Here is an 18,381-nt window from a genome sequence, read left to right on the forward strand (position 1 = left end):
TTAGAGCTTTTTTAGTTTTTTTTATCTTATGATGAAGGCCATTCTATTTTTTAATACCAATAATAGTGATCTCATCCATTTGAGATTCAGGTATAGTTTTTACCGAATCGTGGTTATTTTTCACTTTAATGCTGACTCCCTTAATTGTTTTTCCGTTATCACTTTTTAATGTAGTCGAATTTCCGGAGGTTTCCTTTTTTGTTGTTACGATGATGACGCCATTTTCTGCTTTGGCTCCATAAAGCGCAGTTGCAGAAGCATCTTTTAAAACTTCTATACTTTCGATATGATCAGGTTGAATTGAACTTATTTCACCCTCATAGATTTTTCCATCAACTAGATATAAGGGGTCATTAGCCAATCTATCTCTTTTATGAATAGTAATCCTTGGTGAAGTGGTGCTCACGAAAGTTGCAGAAGTTCTTTGCTTAATTTCAATTCCGTCATTTTTATTCTTCAAGCTACTAGTAGATTCTGAGGCTGTTGGTGCTGAAAATTTTTCCGCAGAGGATTTGGTCGTTATAAATATCACTCCATTCTTCGCCTTTTCACCATATTTAACTGTAGCAACCTGATCTTTAACCACACTAATTTCTTTTATATGATATGGATCAATACTACTGATATCATCAGCTTGAGTCTCTTTTCCATCCACTATATATAAGACATCCTTACCTAAAGATGAATTACCTCTTATTATAACAGTTTTCACCTCATTACTTTCAGTTGTTTTAAAAGAAGCATCTACTATTGCACTTCCTCTGATAACAGTATCGGTGTTTAACTTAAAACCGATTACTTTTCCTTTTAATGTATCTGGCTTGGTATCGATTACTTTCTCTATGGTATCAACAGGTTTTTGAACCTCTGATACGACAGGTGCTAAAGTCATTTCCTTAGCCGCATCTACCGCTTCTGTAATCTTCGCTTCAGCTTTATTTAAAGTAAATGCTGCAGCAGTTAATACAAATACAGGCAGCATAAAAGCATATTTGCTCATTTGTATTTTTGCTGATCGTTTTTTATTCATCATCATAATCCTTCTTTTTAAGGCTTTAAAACTAAATTGATTCCCTAATGTAGCAGCACCCCCACTACTGTTGACACGCAACAGGCTATATTGATATGCTTGTTTATCGACTCCATGGTTAAGTACTTGTTGGTCTGTCAAAAATTCTAAATTTTCACGTATCCCTTTCCGCATCAACCAGACTAAAGGATTGAACCAACTACTGATTAAAGTAAATTCGCTGATCAAAATATCAATAGAGTGCAGACCTTTAACATGGATATCTTCGTGTTTAAAAATATCCAATAATTCAGGTTCGTCATGATGGTCTCGATTGACATAGATTTTATTCAGAAATGAAAAAGGAACAATAGGTATAAAAACATTTCTAAAAAGATAAGATTGCCATTGTGCAGGTTCCGAATAGATATGAATGCGCAACAAACTGATCATCTGGATCAAAAACCGTATAAATAAAACAGCAATACCTATACCCAATATGATAATCAATATGTTATTTAAAGTGAAAAATGATTGCTCAACATCTTGATCCAAAAACATAGACCAATCCATCGCGATCTCCCCAACGGATGGAATGGGTTTACTAAACCAAGATTGTATGTCAAGAAACGGATATACAAATGAAAAGACAATACCTGTCAACAAGTACACCCGATTGAGCATATAAAATGTTAGGTTTTTTAATAAAAATGCATAACCTAAGTAGACAACAGTAAGTAATACATTAATTTGAATAGCATAATTTAGGATATTTTCCATACTTATTCGCTTTTGTTATCTTTAATCATCTGCATGATTTCTTCCAATTCAGATGCAGAAAGTTTTTCTTCTTTTACAAAGAATGACACCATCTCTTTGTATGAATTCTTGAAATAATCTCCAACAAAGGAGTGCATAAATTTTTCCTTGTAATCCTCTTCAGATATAAGGGGCTCATATCGATTGGCATTTGCATATTTAACAGATTTGACGAATCCCTTTTTTTCTAAATTTTTAACTGTAGAGGCCAATGTGGTGTAAGGCATTTTCTCTCCTTTAATATGATCTAAAATCTCCTTCACGAAACATGCCTTAAGATTCCAAATTGCTTGCATCGCTTGTTCTTCTTGTGCTGTTAACTTTTCCATATCTGATTATTAAACTACTAATTATACACAAGTCTACGAATAAATCGTAACAAACAAAAGAAATATTTTATTTTTTTCTTTCGATAGTCACATACGGCTACTTGTCTCCTATAAAAGTAAAACAAAAAATGCTTGCAAGCTTTCAGCTTACAGAGCTGTCCTATACCCTATTTGTGCAAGCAAGATTTAGGCGTACTCCAGTGTAATCATCCGACAACAAAAGAAGGATATGACATAAACTTTTGCCAGATTTAATGTGCATAAAAGATACATTTGTGAATAATAAAACTCTTATAAAGCTCTTCGCTATTGTGACAATATTGTTAATCCATGAAATCGCATCTATTTTTTTATAGATTTGGAGCAATACATGACATCACAATAAGGCTATATGGATTTCGATTTTAGACTAAAAGTATTTTATGTTGCAGCTCATACACTCAACTTCACCAAAGCAGCATCGGAACTGTTCATTTCTCAGCCTGCAGTGAGTAAAAATATTCAAGAAATTGAAAATTCAATAGGTACTGCTCTATTTGAAAGGTTAGGAAATCGTTTAGCGCTTACCCCTGCTGGAAAAATCCTCTATCATCATGCACAAATTATTTTGGAGCAATATAATCTGGCGACATATCAAATCAACGAAATCATTGGAAAGGAAAATGGAAATCTTTTACTCGGCATAAGTACGACTATATCCCAGTATGTCATACCTAAAATGCTAGTAGCATTTAATCAGCATTTTCCACAAAATGAAATTAAGGTGATCCAAGCAAATTCAAAACGTGTTGAACAGTTGCTGATAAAAAATGAGATTCATCTAGGTATTACAGAAGGATTGCCCGATAATAGATCGTTAAAATTTATTCCTTATATCAAAGATGAAATTGTTTTGGTCACCAGATGCAATAATATGATATGCAATGAGGATAAATATGCGCTTAACGATATCTACAAACTAGCTCTCGTCTTTAGAGAGGCAGGTTCTGGTACGCGCGATATTATTGATCGGAAATTGAAAGAAGCAGGAGTTTCTATACAACACCTTCATACAGAAATTACCTTATCTTCTTCTGAAAGTATAAAGCGTTATCTCAAATATAGCCATGCTGCAGCATTTTTATCCATTCATGCTATCCAAGAAGAACTTAAAAATGGTGAACTCAAAATTATAGAATTTGATAATTTCAGTATAGAACGTTATTTCTATATCACACATCTTGTCGGCGGCTTAACCGGTCTACCTATTAAATTTATGAACTTTATACAGCAGCATAAAGGTAAAATCTACTCATAACCATATGTTATGAGTAATAATAATTTTGAATTATAGTGTTGCTTTCGATTCAGCTACTTTTGTTTTAAACCCAAGTATGAATGGAAGAGGAAATAAAAAAAATTAGGAGAAGTAGTAGTACCATTATGGTGATCACGAGTATATTAGTATGCTTTATCATTTTATTTGCTTACATGACAAATGCTCTGCCTGATAAGTCTTCTCCCAAAGAGCATAAAAGTGAAGAAATGATCACACATGTGGATCAATTAAAACGAAGTCCCTATGAGCAAACTAACGAAGATAAGATGGCAAATTATGGGGAAAAATTGATTCGGGAGACTTACAATTATTTTTATCAGAAAAATGGAACAAAAATCGGTAATCATTTAGCTTGTACCAATTGTCATCTCAATGGTGGCACAAAATCATTTGCTGCACCTTACGTTGGTCTAACGGGTGTTTTCCCTATTTACATCGGAAGAGAAGATAAAATAGAATCGTTAGAAGAACGTATCAATGGTTGTTTTGAACGCAGTATGAATGGTCATGCTATTGATGTCAACAGTACTGAAATGAGATCCATAATTACTTATATCAAATATATCAGCAAAAATGTACCTATTGGAAAAAGAATTGCTGGTCAGGGATTTGTGAAAGTCACCATTCCAGAACGGGCCGCCAATCAAAAAAATGGTGCTGCCGTATTTCAACAACAGTGTCAAAGTTGTCATGGTGCAAATGGGGAAGGTCAAAAACTTACAGATAGTAGGGGTTATCAATATCCACCATTATGGGGTGATGATTCCTACAACGATGGTGCAGGAATGGCACGCGTGTTGACGGCAATGAAATTTATTAAAGGGAATATGCCTTTAGGTGCTACACATGACAATCCCATCTTAACAGATGAGGAGGCATATGATGTAGCAGCATATATCAATTCTTTTTCGAGACCTATCAAAGCAAATAAAGAAAAAGACTATCCCAATTTAGCTAAGAAACCAAAGGACTCTCCTTACCCACCCTACAACGATAAAATTAGTGCAATACAACATAAATTTGGACCTTTTAATTTTTAAAAAATGAATAAAACGATGATGATCATGATCATTTCTCTACTAAGTGTAGGGAAATTATCCGCTCAGACCCCAGAGGAATTGACTAAAAATGCTTCATTTCAGGGAGCTATTGCCGAAAAGAAAGCTTATCATACGATCTATCAATTGGATAGTAACGATCCTAAAACGATTGAAAAAGCGATTCGAAATATCAATAATGTATTAGATGATCCAAGATTAAAGGGAAAATTAACAGTAGAGCTCATTACTTTTTCTGGAGGAACGGAGGCTTTTCTAAAAAGCACGTCTAAATATGAGGAACAATTCAAAAAGCTAATTGCCCGAGGTGTTATTGTAGCACAATGTACCAATTCGCTAAAGGAAAGAAACCTCACGAAAGAACAGCTTTTTGACTTTATCGGTTATGTACCGAGTGGTAACGGTGAATTGATCATCAGAGCTCATCAAGGATGGAATATTGTTAAACCATAATTAAGGACAACACATGAAAATATTCTTTCAAACACTTCTTGCTTTTCTGCTAGGAACAGCATTTACATATGCCCAAGATTACCAATTTCATCCCCCATGGAATACACCACCTGAATCTGCAGTAAATTTTACGATTCCAGGCATTGATAATATTCCTGATCTATACGGTGAGATCGAAAACCCACAATTGGTTATTTTCTTTGCAGGAAATCAGTTTATGGTTATTGACGATCTCATCAAAACGTTTAAAAAGGAATACCCACAGTATGAACGTATTTTTGTAGAAACACTTCCTCCTGGAATTTTAGCTAAACAAATACAGGGTGGATCTTTGACGATTGGTAATCTGAAGATCACCCATACACCTGATATCTATACGGCTGGTCAAAGAAGGATCACCGAAATGGCAGACTACTTCGATCACACAATTGCATATGCGACCAATAAACTGACCCTTATGGTTCCTAAAGGAAATCCAAAAAACATCAAGTCTTTAACAGATCTGAAACGCAAAGATGTTCGCATCAGTATGCCAAATCCAGCATGGGAAGGGGTTGGAGAACAAATAAAAACGGCTTATCGGAAAGCAGGCGGAGAAGAACTCATTCATGCTGTTATGAAAGAAAAAGTAGCCGATAAATCAACTTACCTCACTAAAATTCATCATCGGGAAAGTCCTTTGAGAATACTAGAGGGACAAGCTGATGTGGCTCCGGTATGGTATTCTGAAGCCTACTTTCAAAAGATAAAAAATCATCCAATTGAAAGTATTGCTATTCCAGATCATGAAAATATAACGGCAAAATACATGGCTGGTAAATTAAAAAAATCAAAAAATAAGCAGGCCGCAACTGATTTTATGACTTATCTACAGTCATCATCGGCTAAAAATATCTATAAAAAATATGGTTTTCAAGTTGATTAAAAACTAAGCTTTTTTAAAATCAATTTTACTGTAAAAGAATAACATATGGATCCTTACTATGGAGCGGAAAACGATCAATCTCCGATCGTGTAGATCTCTTATATTATACTTAAAAAATTATATTTTTAACTTTTTTATCCATCTAAAACTTTTGGATAACCAAATGGCAGTTATGAGTAAAAACTGCCATTTGTAATTAAAATTAAAGTCAAAAACAAGCGGATTATGGCATTATTATTACGAAAATCTAGTATATTAGCTATCAATTTTATTACATTTGCATAAACACATGATAACATAAGAAGCTTATGTCTGAAACAGCATCTATTATTTTAAATGGTTCGTCATACGAATTTCCAGTTGTTACTGGTACAGAAAACGAAAAAGCAGTTGACATCTCTAAATTGAGAGATCAATCTGGATATATTACTTTAGATCCAGGTTTTAAAAACACAGGAGCAGCAAAAAGTGCCATTACTTTCCTAGACGGTGAAACCGGTATTTTGAGATACCGCGGATATCCTATTGAACAATTAGCTGAAAAATCGACTTTCTTAGAAGTTGCTTATCTATTGATATACGGAGATCTTCCTACAAAAGCCGTTTTAGAACAATTCCGCACGGACATCAAATCACAAATGATGATCCATGAAGACATGAAGAACTTCTTTGCAGGTTTTCCTTCAAAATCTCATCCAATGGGACAATTATCATGTCTAGTTGGTGCTTTATCGGCATTCTATCCAGAATCTTTAGATCCTAACCCTACACCAGAAGAAGAAGATAAAACAATCATCAATTTATTGGCAAAAATGCCGACTATTGTTTCTTGGATTCAAAAGAAATCTTTAGGTCATCCTGTTGTCTATCCTAAAACTAATTTAGGCTATATCGACAATTTCTTAAATATGATTTTTGGAGAAGTCAATCAAGATAAGACTTTTGATCCTGTTGTCATTGATGCTATGCATAAATTGTTGATTTTACATGCTGACCACGAACAAAACTGTTCGACTTCTACGGTACGTATCGTAGGTTCTTCAAATGCAAATTTATACGCATCGGTATCTGCCGGTATCAATGCGCTTTGGGGTCCATTACACGGTGGTGCTAATCAAGCTGTCATTGAAATGCTGGAAGCAATCAAAAATGATGGTGGTGATGCAGAAAAATATTTAGCAAAAGCAAAAGATAAAAATGATCCTTTCCGTTTAATGGGATTTGGTCACCGCGTTTACAAAAATTTCGATCCTCGTGCTAAAATTATTAAAAAAGCATGTGATGATATTCTAGAAAAATTAGGAGTGAATGATCCTGTTTTAGATATCGCGAAAAAATTGGAAGAAGCTGCATTAAACGATCAATACTTTATTGACAGAAAATTATATCCAAACGTCGATTTCTATTCGGGAATTATTTATCGCGCATTAGGATTTAATTCGGAAATGTTTACCGTATTATTTGCATTAGGTCGTCTTCCGGGATGGATCGCACAATGGAAAGAAATGCGTGAAAACAAAGAGCCGATCGGCCGTCCAAGACAAGTTTACACTGGACAAACAGAACGTAATTATGTTGAAATTACACAACGTTAATCGTTAAAATATTTCTATAAAAAAGCATCTTTTAAGATGCTTTTTTTGTTTCTAAAAACAAATGTCTATTAAACCAGTATATAATTTGTTTTTCCTGCTCTTAATTCATACCTTTTACTTAAATTTGCCTACTAGAATTTCACTTATTCATAATCATTACAAATAAGACTTGTTAGATTTATTTATCCATATCCTTGTTCCTGTCGCTATATTCATGTTTATAGCGATCTTCACGTTGTTTGCAGTATATGCTGAACGTAAAATAGCTGGGTTTGTTCAAGACAGACTTGGTCCTATGGAAACTGGAAAATATGGTTCTCTCCAAACCATTGCTGATATCTTAAAACTGCTACAAAAGGAATTAATCACTCCACTCTTAGCTGATAAAATTTTATTCCGTCTGGCTCCGATCATTATTTTCGTGGCCGTTTTCACGGGGTTTTCTGTTATGCCCTGGTCACAAGATTTTATTCCCGTCAATACACATACGGGTTTATTCCTTATTATGGCCATTGTATCCATTGATGCAATCGGGATTTTAATGGCAGGCTGGGGTTCCAACAATAAATTTTCATTACTGGGTTCGATGCGTGCCATTGCACAGATGGTCTCCTATGAAATCCCTGTTGGCTTATCATTGATCGCTGCTGTTATGCTGACACAAACATTAAACTTAAATGATATTGCAACCAATCAAGGCGTACTGGCAACAGAAGAAATCAAATTTTTAGGTATCTGGTCGATCAAAAATGTTGGTGGAATATTCGCGTGGAATATCTTTCAGGCTCCACATATGATCGTCACCTATATCATCTTTTTTATCGCGACATTGGCAGAATGTAACCGTGCCCCATTTGATATACCCGAAGCAGAATCAGAATTAGTAGGTGGTTTTCATACCGAATATGGAGGGATACAATTTGCATTCTTATTTTTAGCTGAATATGCGATGATGTTTTTAGTGTCTATGTTGGGAGTGGTCATCTTCTTAGGGGCTTGGAACACTCCTTTACCTAATATTGGCGCATTGAAGCTTGCCGATTGGACAACAGGCTTTGCTTGGGGAATATTTTGGACATTTTCAAAGTCGCTTTTTTTAGTTGGTGTGCAGATGTGGATCCGCTGGACATTACCTCGTTTACGTGCAGACCAACTGATGAATTTATGCTGGAAAGTATTAACACCACTAGCATTTCTATGTATGGCAATCTCTGCAATCTGGAGAATTTTAGTAATTGTTTAATTTGGTTAAATTGATATGATATTCAAAACGGCTTTTCATGCATTAACGACTGCTTTCAAAGGATTATCTCTGACAGTAAAGCATCTATTTGGTGCTCGTAAGGCGCGTCAAGAACTGGATATTACAAAAGATAATTATTTTGATAAGCAGGAAGGTATTGCGACAGTTCAATATCCCAAAGTCAAAATGCCCATTCCTGAAGTTGCACGCTATCAACTTGAAGTTGAAATTGACGATTGTATCGTCTGTGATTTATGTGCCAAAGCCTGTCCTGTCGACTGTATTGCAATTGAGGCCATCAAATCGCCAGAAGCGATAGGAAAAACTTCTGATGGCAGTGTCAAACGATTATATCCAGCAAAGTTTGATATTGACATGGCTAAATGCATGTACTGTGGATTGTGTACCGTGGTCTGTCCAACAGAATGTATTGTTATGACCAATCAATATGATCGTAGTTCAACCAAACTGACCGATTTAATTTATGGGTTTTCGGACATGACAGATGATCAGGTAGCGCAAAGAAAATCGGAATGGACTAAATTTCAAGCTGAAAAGGAGGCAGCAAAAGCAAAATAATGAATATAGAACTTTTTTTATTTTACGCTTTCGCAACCCTAGCTGTCGGTTCAGCTATATTGGTGGTGAGTTTAAAAAATATAGCACGGGCCCTATTTTTATTTTTTGTAGTATTATTCGCTATGGCGGGTCTTTACTTATTTGCCTTAGCCGATTTTGTCGCGATCACACAGATCATGGTCTATGTCGGTGGTGTACTTATTTTGTTATTATTCGCCTTTATGCTTTCGAATAAAGAATTGCTCAACGATCTACAACAGACTACGGGATCTTTGTTTTCGCTCCCTACATGGAAAGTACTTCCTTTGATCTTGGCGTTTTTAGGAATGATGATTTTCGGTATTATAGAATGGCAACAGACCCCTACGGTGTGGATGACTACAGCTATTGAAAATAATACCGTTATCAAAAGCACAGATAATAATATCCATCAACTGGGTATTAAATTTATGACTCAATATGTGTTGCCTTTTGAAGTGATATCCATCTTTTTGATGATGGCTTTAATAGGTGCATCGCATTTATCACGAAAGGATTTACAAAAATGATCACCTTAACACACTTTTTAGTTGTTTCAGCTTGTATCTTTTGTATCGGCCTATATGCTGTATTAGCAAAAAAGAATGCGATTATGATTTTGGTGGGTATTGAATTGATGATCAATGCTGCTATTCTCAATTTTGTTGCTTTTGGTAAGTATGACAAGATCAATTATAGTGGGCAGATATTTGCCTTATTTGCAATTGTATTAGCTGCAGCTGCGGTTGCAGTTGGGTTAGCTATTATTCTCAACGTATACCGCTACTACAAAACCGTTAATCCGGATCAAATTCGGGAATTAAAAGATTAACATTGGACTTTTTATTAAACATATCGCCTATTTGTACTGCACTTTTAACTGTAGTCATCCCTTTATTGGCTTTTTTATATCAAGCTATTGTTGGTAAAAAAGACCAATCAGGTCTCGTTGGGACGTTAGCGATTATATTCAGTTTTGTCTTCAGCTTACTGACATTTCTTGATGTATGGAATGCCATGCCCCTATCCTCTGAAATCACCTGGTTTAAAATAGGCAACACGACATTTACGGTTGGTATATTGCTGAATAACCTCAGTTCGCTGATGCTGCTTCTGGTTTCCACCATAGCAGTTCCTGTTCATATTTATTCGAAATCCTACATGCACGGCGATGCTGGAATACACCGTTATTGGATGTATCTCAGTTTATTCTGTTTCGCAATGCTCGGACTTGTCATCATGAACAACTTACTGCTCATGTACGTATTTTGGGAACTTGTTGGCTTTGCATCCTATTTATTGATTGGATTCTGGTATACCAAGGATGCTGCTGTACAAGCCAATAAAAAAGCTTTTTTAGTCAACAGAATCGGTGATTTGGGATTCTTAATTGGTATAGCCATTGTCTACTCGCAATTTGGCACTTTAAATCTCGTCACATTATTTGGAAACGATGGTTTGATTGCGAACACAACTATTGAAAATGGACTCTGGATATCACCATACAACAGTATGGATGCGATCTGGTTAACGGTAACTGGAATTTCGTTTTTCTTAGGGGCCATGGCAAAATCAGCGCAATTTCCACTACATGTCTGGTTACCTGATGCCATGGAGGGTCCTACCTCCGTTTCTTCATTAATACATGCTGCGACCATGGTTGCCGCGGGAGTATTTTTAATGAGTACCTTATTTCCGCTTTTTAATGATACTGTACTTTTGATCATGGTTATCATTGGTACGATAACGGCTACTACTGCAGCGTACTTTGCGTTAGCGCAGTATGATATCAAAAAGATATTAGCCTTTTCTACGATTTCACAACTGGGCTATATGATGGTGGGTATCGGTATCGGTACTTGGGATGCAGCGATGTTTCACTTATTGACTCATGCCTTTTTCAAGTGTTTACTGTTTCTATGTGCTGGAGCTGTCATCCATGAGATGGCACATCTTAAAGTACATCATAAACTTGATTTTGACCCTCAAGATCTGCGTAACATGGGGGGACTACGTCAATATATGCCTCAAACATTTATTTTAATGACCGTTGCTTCACTAGCACTCGCAGGATTTCCCCTGACTTCAGGCTATCTATCTAAGGACAGTATTATTATTTCTGCATTTGAATGGGCAGCAGCAAAAGGTCCCATCTTTCAGATCGTACCGACAATTTTGATTATCGTCAGCATCATGACTGCATTTTATATTGGACGTCTCATTTTTAAAGCCTTCTTTTCGGAGTTACGCATTAAAAATTTATTGGGGTCATCAGTTCATTTGAATGACTCTCCTAAATTGATGCTCTGGCCCATGTACTTCTTAGGAATTTGCTGTTTCTTTCCCCTATTTTCCATAAACCCCATTTCCTACCATGATGCATGGGTCATGGATGGATTGCTTGTACAGTATCCCTATGAAACTAATCATACGGCACATCTTATTATTCCAATAATCTTAACTGCTGGTGCATTATCGGTATGGGTATTGGGATGGAGATGGTATGCTCAAGGACAATATCCACTGCATGCCAATAGCCTTGCTAATCGAATATCTTTCAATCAGGGTTATCTCAATCTTTTTAATGAGAAAGTTATAGTCAACGGTGTGTTGAATTTAAGTAAATTTTCTTATTGGATAGATCGCCATATTGTTGATGGTTTCATTCATATATTTACAAAATTAATCCAGCAAATAGCCCTTTTGAGTCATTGGTTGGATAAAAACATTGTTGATGGCCTTGTTAATGCTTTTGGGAAAATTGCACTTACATTAGGAAATTTTGCACGGTCAGCACAGAATGGAAAACTACAGACCTATTTATATTCTGTTTTTTTACTTGTTATAGTTGGTTTAGTTTATCTTTTATTACGTTAGAAAATGCCTACACTATCCTTATTAATCTTTTTACCTCTTCTAGCCACAGCGATCATACTTGCGCTTCCTAGTCGATTCAAAGATGTTTATAAATACATTGCCCTTGCTATAACTGCTGTACAGCTTGTTTTGGCAGGAATGGCTTATTTCTCCTTTAACCCCACTTCAACTGGTATCAATACATTAGCTGGGTATCAATTGGTCGAACAGCTACCTTGGATCCGACTGGATTTGGGCACTACTGGAAAATTAGAAATTGATTACTTATTGGGTGTAGACGGTATATCGATGCCCTTATTGGTATTAAGTACATTTGTGATGTTAATGGCTATCGGTGCTTCTTGGAATATGAAGAAAAGCCTGAAGGGGTACTTTGCCTTATTGATGTTATTGAATATGGCGGTGATCGGTATCTTTTGTGCTTTGGATTTCTTCTTATTTTACCTCTTCTATGAAGTGATGCTACTGCCCCTGTATTTCTTGATTGGTATATGGGGTGGAGAACGACGAGAGTATGCTGCGATGAAATTCTTCATCTACACCTTATTTGGTTCTGTATTTATGCTGTTGGTTATTGTTGGTCTTTATTTTTCTGTCATTAATCCAGTAACAGGTGCTCATACCTTTAGTATGATCCATATGATGAATCCAGATAACTATGTGGATGGCTCTATATTTGCGCTTGATGGTTATCAAGAAATATTTGGTATATCTGCCCGCTTAATTGGTTTTATCGTACTTTTCTTTGCTTTTGCCATTAAAGTCCCCATTGTTCCGCTACATACTTGGTTGCCTGATGCCCACGTGGAAGCTCCAACACCGGTATCGATCATATTAGCCGGTATATTATTAAAAATTGGTGGATACGGTATCATACGCGTTTGCTTTAGCATCTTCCCTGATGCTGCAGCACAAAGTAACTGGTGGCTGGGTCTCATTGGTGTCATTTCTATTTTATATGGGGCTTTTAACGCTTTGGCTCAAAAAGATTTAAAACGTCTGATTGCCTATTCTTCCGTATCACATATGGGCTTTGTGTTGCTTGGCTTAGCATCATTTACTACAGAAGGTATCTCTGGAGCAATGTTCCAAATGATTAGCCATGGCTTTCTATCTGCTGCTTTATTCTTTTTAGTCGGTGTGATTTATGATCGTGTGCATGATCGATACATTCCACATTTTAGAGGTTTAGCTACCATTATGCCCAAGTACACAGCCTATGTTGCGATCGCATTTTTTGCTTCACTAGGTCTACCTGGATTCTCGGCATTTATAGCAGAGGCATTTGTTATTATTGGTACATTTAATTCTGCAAGTCTCGGTACTGGTCTTCCGAGATGGATGGCTATAGCGGGTTCTGTTGGTATACTGATGAGTGCTGCTTATCTATTATGGACTCTGCAACGTATGTTTTTTGGACAAACAAGGTTGAAAGGTGGCGACTCTTGGAATATGGCTCTGGTGGACTTAACAGGACGAGAGCAACTCATCCTGTTCCCTACATTAGCACTTGCGTTGATTTTGGGGATATGCCCATTTATTGTATTTGATCAAATGAACGCCTCGGTTATCAATTTGGTTGCATTTATTCAACAGTATAACTAAGAACATGTCAGCATTTGCTTCATCAATTTCATCAATCTTAGATCATATCATTGCAAGTATTCCCCTTTTCAAGCCGGAGCTTACTTTAATGATTGCTTTTGTATGCAGTATCATTTGCAGTTTGTTTGTAGACAAAATATGGAAATTCAGTTCCTTTATCATTACTGTAGCAGGTTTACTCATTAGTTTATTTTTCCTTTTGGATCAGCATCAGTTATTCATTGGTCAATCTGGATTCTTTGAAATGATCAAAATTGATCAATTATCCATTCTATCTCGCATCATCATATCGGTATCGACATTATTCATATCGGTTTTCATACAGCAGCGTTTTTCAAACCAAATTCGCCCAATTGGAGATTTGTATGCGGTCTTGATCACTGCAACCTTGGGACTGCATCTATTGACTCTAAGCAGCAATTGGCTGTTGATCTTTATTGCTATAGAAACTGTATCCATCAGTTCGTACGTGATGGTAGGATACTTTTCCAAAACGAAGTTTGAGGCTGAGGCTGCAATGAAATATGTCCTCTTCGGTTCCATCTGTGCTGCAGTGATGTTATATGGATTATCGCTGATATACGGTTTCACGGGAAACTTAAATTTTGACTCGGCACAACATATACAAGGACTTATTGAAGCTCCTAAAATCATGTGCAGCATCGCATTTCTATTTCTGCTTACTGGCATTGGTTTTAAGTTGAGTTTCGCTCCTTTTCATGTATGGAGTCCCGATGTATATCAAGGCGCTCCGACTCCGATCACTGCTTATTTATCAACTGTTCCTAAAATCGGCGCCCTCGTTCTTTTATCACGTTTATTGGCAAGTTGGACCGCTAGTCCTTTCTATTATTCCGAGTTTCTAACCACGATCATTATCATCATTGCTATCGCCACGATGCTGATCGGAAATTTAGCTGCCTTAAAACAAAAAGATGTGAAAAGAATGATGGCTTATTCTTCTATTGGTCATACGGGTATCTTGTTGATGGTAGCTCTCGTCTATGTCCAGCATGATATCGCTGTCCTATTATTCTATATAACGATTTATGCTTTGATGAATATTGCTGTTTTCATATTGATTGATCAATTGGAAAATGGGATTGGCAACACTAAAATTGAATCCTATACCGGTTTGGGCAAAAAATATCCTCTTCTATTCGTATGCTTCTCAATCCTCTTGATTTCTTTGATCGGATTGCCTCCTACTGCTGGTTTTATCGGTAAACTTCTGGTATTTTCCAAGGTCTTCGAACAATATCAAGTTGTAAATGAAGTGTCCTTACTCATCTTACTTATCGTAGGTGCACTAACATCGGTGATCTCTTTATTCTATTATTTTAAAATTCCTTTACAAGCATTTTTAAGAGAAAATCAAGCAGTTACAGATTTACCCAAATTCAATATCTTTTTAATCTCTATAGCCGTTTCCATTAGTATTGTAGTCATGATTTTGGGTATTTATCCCAGTTTACTATTGAATTTCATAAATTAAGTTACCTATTTCATTTATCATGATATTTCAATTATAAAATAATTTGGAATCAGACAAAAGCGCGTGACTATTGTAAATCCATCATGAAGACCGTCTAAAAGAGATTCTGATGAATAAATTTGTTTTTATATATGACGTAATTAAGATTGTAAATAAAACAAATTTATCTAAGTTTGTAGTATGATAAGTGCATTAGCTAACACTATTTTTCAACGTGCAATCGCAGATTATCACGTTGAAAACGAAATTGATCAAGTTATTCAAAATCCATTTGAATCGTCGTCATTAGAACATTTACTCTATATGAAATGTTGGATTGATACGGTACAGTGGCATATGGAAGATGTGGTCAGAAATCCAGAGATCGATCCTAAAGAAGGTTTATACTGGAAAAGAAGAATTGATGAGTCCAATCAGCACCGCACAGATACAGTAGAATATATAGATAGTTATTATCTTTTAAAGTTTCAGCATATTACTCCAAATGAGGATGCTAAAATCAATACGGAAAGTCCAGCTTGGGCAATTGACCGCTTGTCTATACTTGCATTGAAAATCTACCATATGGAGCAAGAAACATTACGTGAAGATGTCGAGCAAAGTCATATCGATGCTTGTCAAATTAAACTAAATGTATTATTGGAACAACGCATTGATTTGTCTCAAAGTATTGACGAATTGCTTTCGGATATTCAAGCAGGCAAAAAATATATGAAGGTCTACAAACAGATGAAAATGTATAATGACCCAAGTTTAAATCCCGTGTTATATCAGGCAGCTAAATAATGGCTTTACCTTCAAAAATAATTGTTACACGCTTTTCTGCCATGGGAGATGTTGCCATGGTTGCTTCTGTGCTGAAAGAATTTGCAGAGCAATATCCATCAGTCTCCATCATTATGGTCAGTCGTCCGCTTTTTCAAGCCTTTTTTGAAGGAATACCCAATATCAAATTTCATAGTTTTTATCCTAAGGAAAAACATAAGGGATTAAAGGGAATTATAGCCCTGAAGAAAGAATTAGCATCGGAAGGTGCTGATGCTGTTGCAGATCTACATTTTAATTTAAGATCTAGGATTTTGTCGGCTCTTTTTAAGTTCTCTGGCTTACAAGTAAAGCAATTGGATAAAGGGCGTAAAGAGAAAAAAGAACTGACTCGCTTCCCTAACAAGGTTCTGAAACCCTTGAAACCCACTGTTGAACGCTATGCGGATGTATTTCGCCAACTGGGTTTTCAATTTGTACTTCAAAATAAATTAGTACCAAATCAATTGCCATTACCCAATCTAGCACATGCTCTATTTGCTAATGATGACAGTAAAAAAATTGGGATTGCACCATTTGCTCAACATCCCTACAAAGTTTTTTCACTCGAAAAAATGCAAGAGGTAATCAGTTACTTATCGCACAATAATGTGGATGTCTATATCTTTGGAGGCGGTAAAACTGAGCAGACACAAGCAGAAAAATGGCAGGTATTATATCCCAATGTGCATAGTACGATCGGTCGCTTCAAACTCAAGGAAGAATTATCCATTATCTCTAATTTAGATTTAATGATCAGCATGGATTCGTCCGGAATGCATATGGCTTCTTTAATGGGCGTACGTTGCTTATCAATATGGGGGGCAACTCATCCTTTTGCTGGATTTCTAGGATATGGACAAACGATTTCAGACTGCATACAAGTGGAACATCCAAATAGACCTAATTCTGTTTACGGCAATAAGTCCTGCCTTTGTGATGGAACTGAAGCGATCGACTTGGTCTCTTCCGAAATGGTTATTTCAAGCATCAATCAAATTATTTAAATGGGGAAAATTGGATTTATAACGGTACGTTATGGTTTAGATGTAACCGGCGGTGCCGAATTTCATTGTAGAATGCTAGCTGAAAGGTTAGTCAATAAGTATGATGTTGAGGTACTAACCACAACAATAAAAGATTACACAACATTCATTCCTGAATTAAAAGAAGAATGTGATGAAATAAACGGAGTTAAAATTAGACGTTTTAACAATAATCCATTTGACAAGGATCAATACAGAAAATTACAAAAAAAGACAAAAAAAGCAAGAAAAATTAGACGGTTAATTTATCGTTTAAAATTATCTAATATCATTTTCCCCATTTTTCCTATTTGGAATTATCAAAAAGATGCAGAATATAAGTTAATGAAACATCATGGCTTTTATTCTGATAATTTACTAAATTTTATTAAAAAGCATCAAAAGGGATATGATGTTTTGATATTTTTAACGTATGAAAACGCTATAACTCATTTTGGTGCACTTATAGCGCCCGAAAAAACTATTTTGATACCAACAGCTCATTTGGAAAGCATGTTATTTCGCTCTATTAATTCCCACTTATTTACCAAAGTTGGTTTTATAGCATTTAATACTAGTACTGAACAGGAAATGTGCAGAAAAATTTTTCAACACAAACTTGCCTCAAACGAAGTTATATCAGTTGGGGTAGATATTACTCCTGCAAATGTTGATGATATTCAAAAGATAAAAGATAATTTATCCAGTCCCTATTTACTATTTTGTGGAAGAATTGTTGAAGGTAAGCTAAACAATTTTTTAGATTATTTTGTTAGTTTTAAGCACAAATATAAAATAGATTTAAAATTAGTTCTCACAGGTGATTTATTTATGCCAAAAGTAGAACATCCAGATATTATTTATACTGGATTTGTATCTGAATCAGAAAAAACGGCGTTAATACAAAACTCTTTTGCAGTCGTAAACCCCTCAATTTATGAAAGCCTTTCCCTGATAGCACTAGAAGCTTTATCATTAGGAAAAATGGTAATTGCTAATAAACGATGTAATGTAATGATTGAGCATGAAAGTAAAAGTAAAGGTGCTCTAGTATGCTATAAATCAGAAACTGACCTACATAAAATTTTATTTAATTTGCTTAATAATCCTATTATAGTTAAACAAAAAGGTATTGATGGTATGAAATACGTTGAGGAAAATTATAAATGGGATATAATTATAGATAAACTGACAAATTGTATTGAACGAATAAAATCAAAAATATAAAT

17 protein-coding genes are annotated in these 18,381 nt (G+C 35.6%); 15 read left to right on the forward strand and 2 right to left on the reverse strand.

Going from position 1 to position 18,381, the window contains the following annotated elements; all coding sequences use genetic code 11:
- Positions 1-43 precede the first annotated feature (43 nt).
- Both B3P23_RS00580 and B3P23_RS00585 read right to left on the reverse strand, forming a co-directional pair.
- Positions 44-1,789 carry a M56 family metallopeptidase gene (locus tag B3P23_RS00580; protein WP_293923587.1) on the reverse strand — a complete coding sequence of 582 codons (1,746 nt, stop codon included), beginning with the start codon at positions 1,787-1,789 and terminating at the stop codon, positions 44-46.
- 2 nt (positions 1,790-1,791) lie between these two features.
- Positions 1,792-2,157, reverse strand: a complete 366-nt coding sequence (locus B3P23_RS00585; protein WP_045753795.1) for a BlaI/MecI/CopY family transcriptional regulator — start codon at positions 2,155-2,157, stop codon at positions 1,792-1,794.
- Positions 2,158-2,548: 391 nt separating this feature from the next.
- Here B3P23_RS00585 and B3P23_RS00590 point away from each other — a divergent pair, with 391 nt between their 5' ends.
- The 15 genes from B3P23_RS00590 to B3P23_RS00660 all read left to right on the forward strand — a co-directional run bounded on the left by B3P23_RS00590 (position 2,549) and on the right by B3P23_RS00660 (position 18,379).
- Entirely contained in the window at positions 2,549-3,454 is a 906-nt protein-coding gene (locus B3P23_RS00590; protein WP_045753794.1) for a LysR family transcriptional regulator, read from the forward strand.
- Positions 3,455-3,534: 80 nt separating this feature from the next.
- Positions 3,535-4,515 carry a c-type cytochrome gene (locus B3P23_RS00595; protein WP_293923589.1) on the forward strand — a complete coding sequence of 327 codons (981 nt, stop codon included), beginning with the start codon at positions 3,535-3,537 and terminating at the stop codon, positions 4,513-4,515.
- Between the two features lie 3 nt (positions 4,516-4,518).
- Positions 4,519-4,986, forward strand: a complete 468-nt coding sequence (locus tag B3P23_RS00600) for a DsrE family protein (RefSeq protein ID WP_045753792.1) — start codon at positions 4,519-4,521, stop codon at positions 4,984-4,986.
- 13 nt (positions 4,987-4,999) lie between these two features.
- The gene (locus B3P23_RS00605) at positions 5,000-5,911 is read left to right on the forward strand and encodes a molybdate ABC transporter substrate-binding protein (protein WP_293923591.1); all 912 of its coding nucleotides are present in this window, start codon (positions 5,000-5,002) and stop codon (positions 5,909-5,911) included.
- A 308-nt stretch (positions 5,912-6,219) separates the two neighbouring features.
- The gene (locus B3P23_RS00610; protein ID WP_108158368.1) at positions 6,220-7,506 is read left to right on the forward strand and encodes a citrate synthase; all 1,287 of its coding nucleotides are present in this window, start codon (positions 6,220-6,222) and stop codon (positions 7,504-7,506) included.
- Between the two features lie 169 nt (positions 7,507-7,675).
- On the forward strand, positions 7,676-8,749 hold the full coding sequence (locus tag B3P23_RS00615; RefSeq protein ID WP_084405323.1) for a complex I subunit 1/NuoH family protein: 1,074 nt from the start codon (positions 7,676-7,678) through the stop codon (positions 8,747-8,749).
- Positions 8,750-8,764: 15 nt separating this feature from the next.
- The gene (locus tag B3P23_RS00620) at positions 8,765-9,328 is read left to right on the forward strand and encodes a NuoI/complex I 23 kDa subunit family protein (protein WP_293923595.1); all 564 of its coding nucleotides are present in this window, start codon (positions 8,765-8,767) and stop codon (positions 9,326-9,328) included.
- Positions 9,328-9,876 carry an NADH-quinone oxidoreductase subunit J gene (locus tag B3P23_RS00625; RefSeq protein WP_293923597.1) on the forward strand — a complete coding sequence of 183 codons (549 nt, stop codon included), beginning with the start codon at positions 9,328-9,330 and terminating at the stop codon, positions 9,874-9,876. Before B3P23_RS00620 ends, B3P23_RS00625 begins: the two co-directional genes overlap by 1 nt.
- The gene (gene nuoK / locus B3P23_RS00630; protein ID WP_045753786.1) at positions 9,873-10,178 is read left to right on the forward strand and encodes an NADH-quinone oxidoreductase subunit NuoK; all 306 of its coding nucleotides are present in this window, start codon (positions 9,873-9,875) and stop codon (positions 10,176-10,178) included. Before B3P23_RS00625 ends, nuoK begins: the two co-directional genes overlap by 4 nt.
- Before the next feature lie 2 nt (positions 10,179-10,180).
- Positions 10,181-12,223: an NADH-quinone oxidoreductase subunit L gene (locus B3P23_RS00635; protein ID WP_293923600.1), complete on the forward strand. Its 2,043-nt coding sequence runs from the start codon at positions 10,181-10,183 to the stop codon at positions 12,221-12,223.
- Between the two features lie 3 nt (positions 12,224-12,226).
- The gene (locus B3P23_RS00640; RefSeq protein ID WP_293923602.1) at positions 12,227-13,828 is read left to right on the forward strand and encodes a complex I subunit 4 family protein; all 1,602 of its coding nucleotides are present in this window, start codon (positions 12,227-12,229) and stop codon (positions 13,826-13,828) included.
- Between the two features lie 4 nt (positions 13,829-13,832).
- A complete protein-coding gene (locus tag B3P23_RS00645) occupies positions 13,833-15,323 on the forward strand; it encodes an NADH-quinone oxidoreductase subunit N (protein ID WP_293923604.1) in 1,491 nt (496 codons plus the stop codon).
- Between the two features lie 180 nt (positions 15,324-15,503).
- Positions 15,504-16,109 carry a DUF4254 domain-containing protein gene (locus B3P23_RS00650; protein WP_293923606.1) on the forward strand — a complete coding sequence of 202 codons (606 nt, stop codon included), beginning with the start codon at positions 15,504-15,506 and terminating at the stop codon, positions 16,107-16,109.
- Positions 16,109-17,134, forward strand: coding sequence for a glycosyltransferase family 9 protein (locus B3P23_RS00655; RefSeq protein ID WP_293923608.1), 1,026 nt, complete (start codon positions 16,109-16,111; stop codon positions 17,132-17,134). Before B3P23_RS00650 ends, B3P23_RS00655 begins: the two co-directional genes overlap by 1 nt.
- Entirely contained in the window at positions 17,135-18,379 is a 1,245-nt protein-coding gene (locus B3P23_RS00660) for a glycosyltransferase family 4 protein (protein ID WP_293923610.1), read from the forward strand.
- The last annotated feature ends 2 nt before the right edge of the window (positions 18,380-18,381 follow it).

This window comes from Sphingobacterium sp. UBA6320, assembly GCF_002440335.1.
GTDB lineage: Bacteria > Bacteroidota > Bacteroidia > Sphingobacteriales > Sphingobacteriaceae > Sphingobacterium.

Coding starts and splice junctions, on each gene's coding strand:
- B3P23_RS00580 (WP_293923587.1), bottom strand. CDS start 1,789: ATGGAAAATATCCTAAATTATGCTATTCAAATTAATGTATTACTTACT.
- B3P23_RS00585 (WP_045753795.1), bottom strand. CDS start 2,157: ATGGAAAAGTTAACAGCACAAGAAGAACAAGCGATGCAAGCAATTTGG.
- B3P23_RS00590 (WP_045753794.1), top strand. CDS start 2,549: ATGGATTTCGATTTTAGACTAAAAGTATTTTATGTTGCAGCTCATACA.
- B3P23_RS00595 (WP_293923589.1), top strand. CDS start 3,535: ATGGAAGAGGAAATAAAAAAAATTAGGAGAAGTAGTAGTACCATTATG.
- B3P23_RS00600 (WP_045753792.1), top strand. CDS start 4,519: ATGAATAAAACGATGATGATCATGATCATTTCTCTACTAAGTGTAGGG.
- B3P23_RS00605 (WP_293923591.1), top strand. CDS start 5,000: ATGAAAATATTCTTTCAAACACTTCTTGCTTTTCTGCTAGGAACAGCA.
- B3P23_RS00610 (WP_108158368.1), top strand. CDS start 6,220: ATGTCTGAAACAGCATCTATTATTTTAAATGGTTCGTCATACGAATTT.
- B3P23_RS00620 (WP_293923595.1), top strand. CDS start 8,765: ATGATATTCAAAACGGCTTTTCATGCATTAACGACTGCTTTCAAAGGA.
- B3P23_RS00625 (WP_293923597.1), top strand. CDS start 9,328: ATGAATATAGAACTTTTTTTATTTTACGCTTTCGCAACCCTAGCTGTC.
- nuoK (WP_045753786.1), top strand. CDS start 9,873: ATGATCACCTTAACACACTTTTTAGTTGTTTCAGCTTGTATCTTTTGT.
- B3P23_RS00640 (WP_293923602.1), top strand. CDS start 12,227: ATGCCTACACTATCCTTATTAATCTTTTTACCTCTTCTAGCCACAGCG.
- B3P23_RS00645 (WP_293923604.1), top strand. CDS start 13,833: ATGTCAGCATTTGCTTCATCAATTTCATCAATCTTAGATCATATCATT.
- B3P23_RS00650 (WP_293923606.1), top strand. CDS start 15,504: ATGATAAGTGCATTAGCTAACACTATTTTTCAACGTGCAATCGCAGAT.
- B3P23_RS00655 (WP_293923608.1), top strand. CDS start 16,109: ATGGCTTTACCTTCAAAAATAATTGTTACACGCTTTTCTGCCATGGGA.
- B3P23_RS00660 (WP_293923610.1), top strand. CDS start 17,135: ATGGGGAAAATTGGATTTATAACGGTACGTTATGGTTTAGATGTAACC.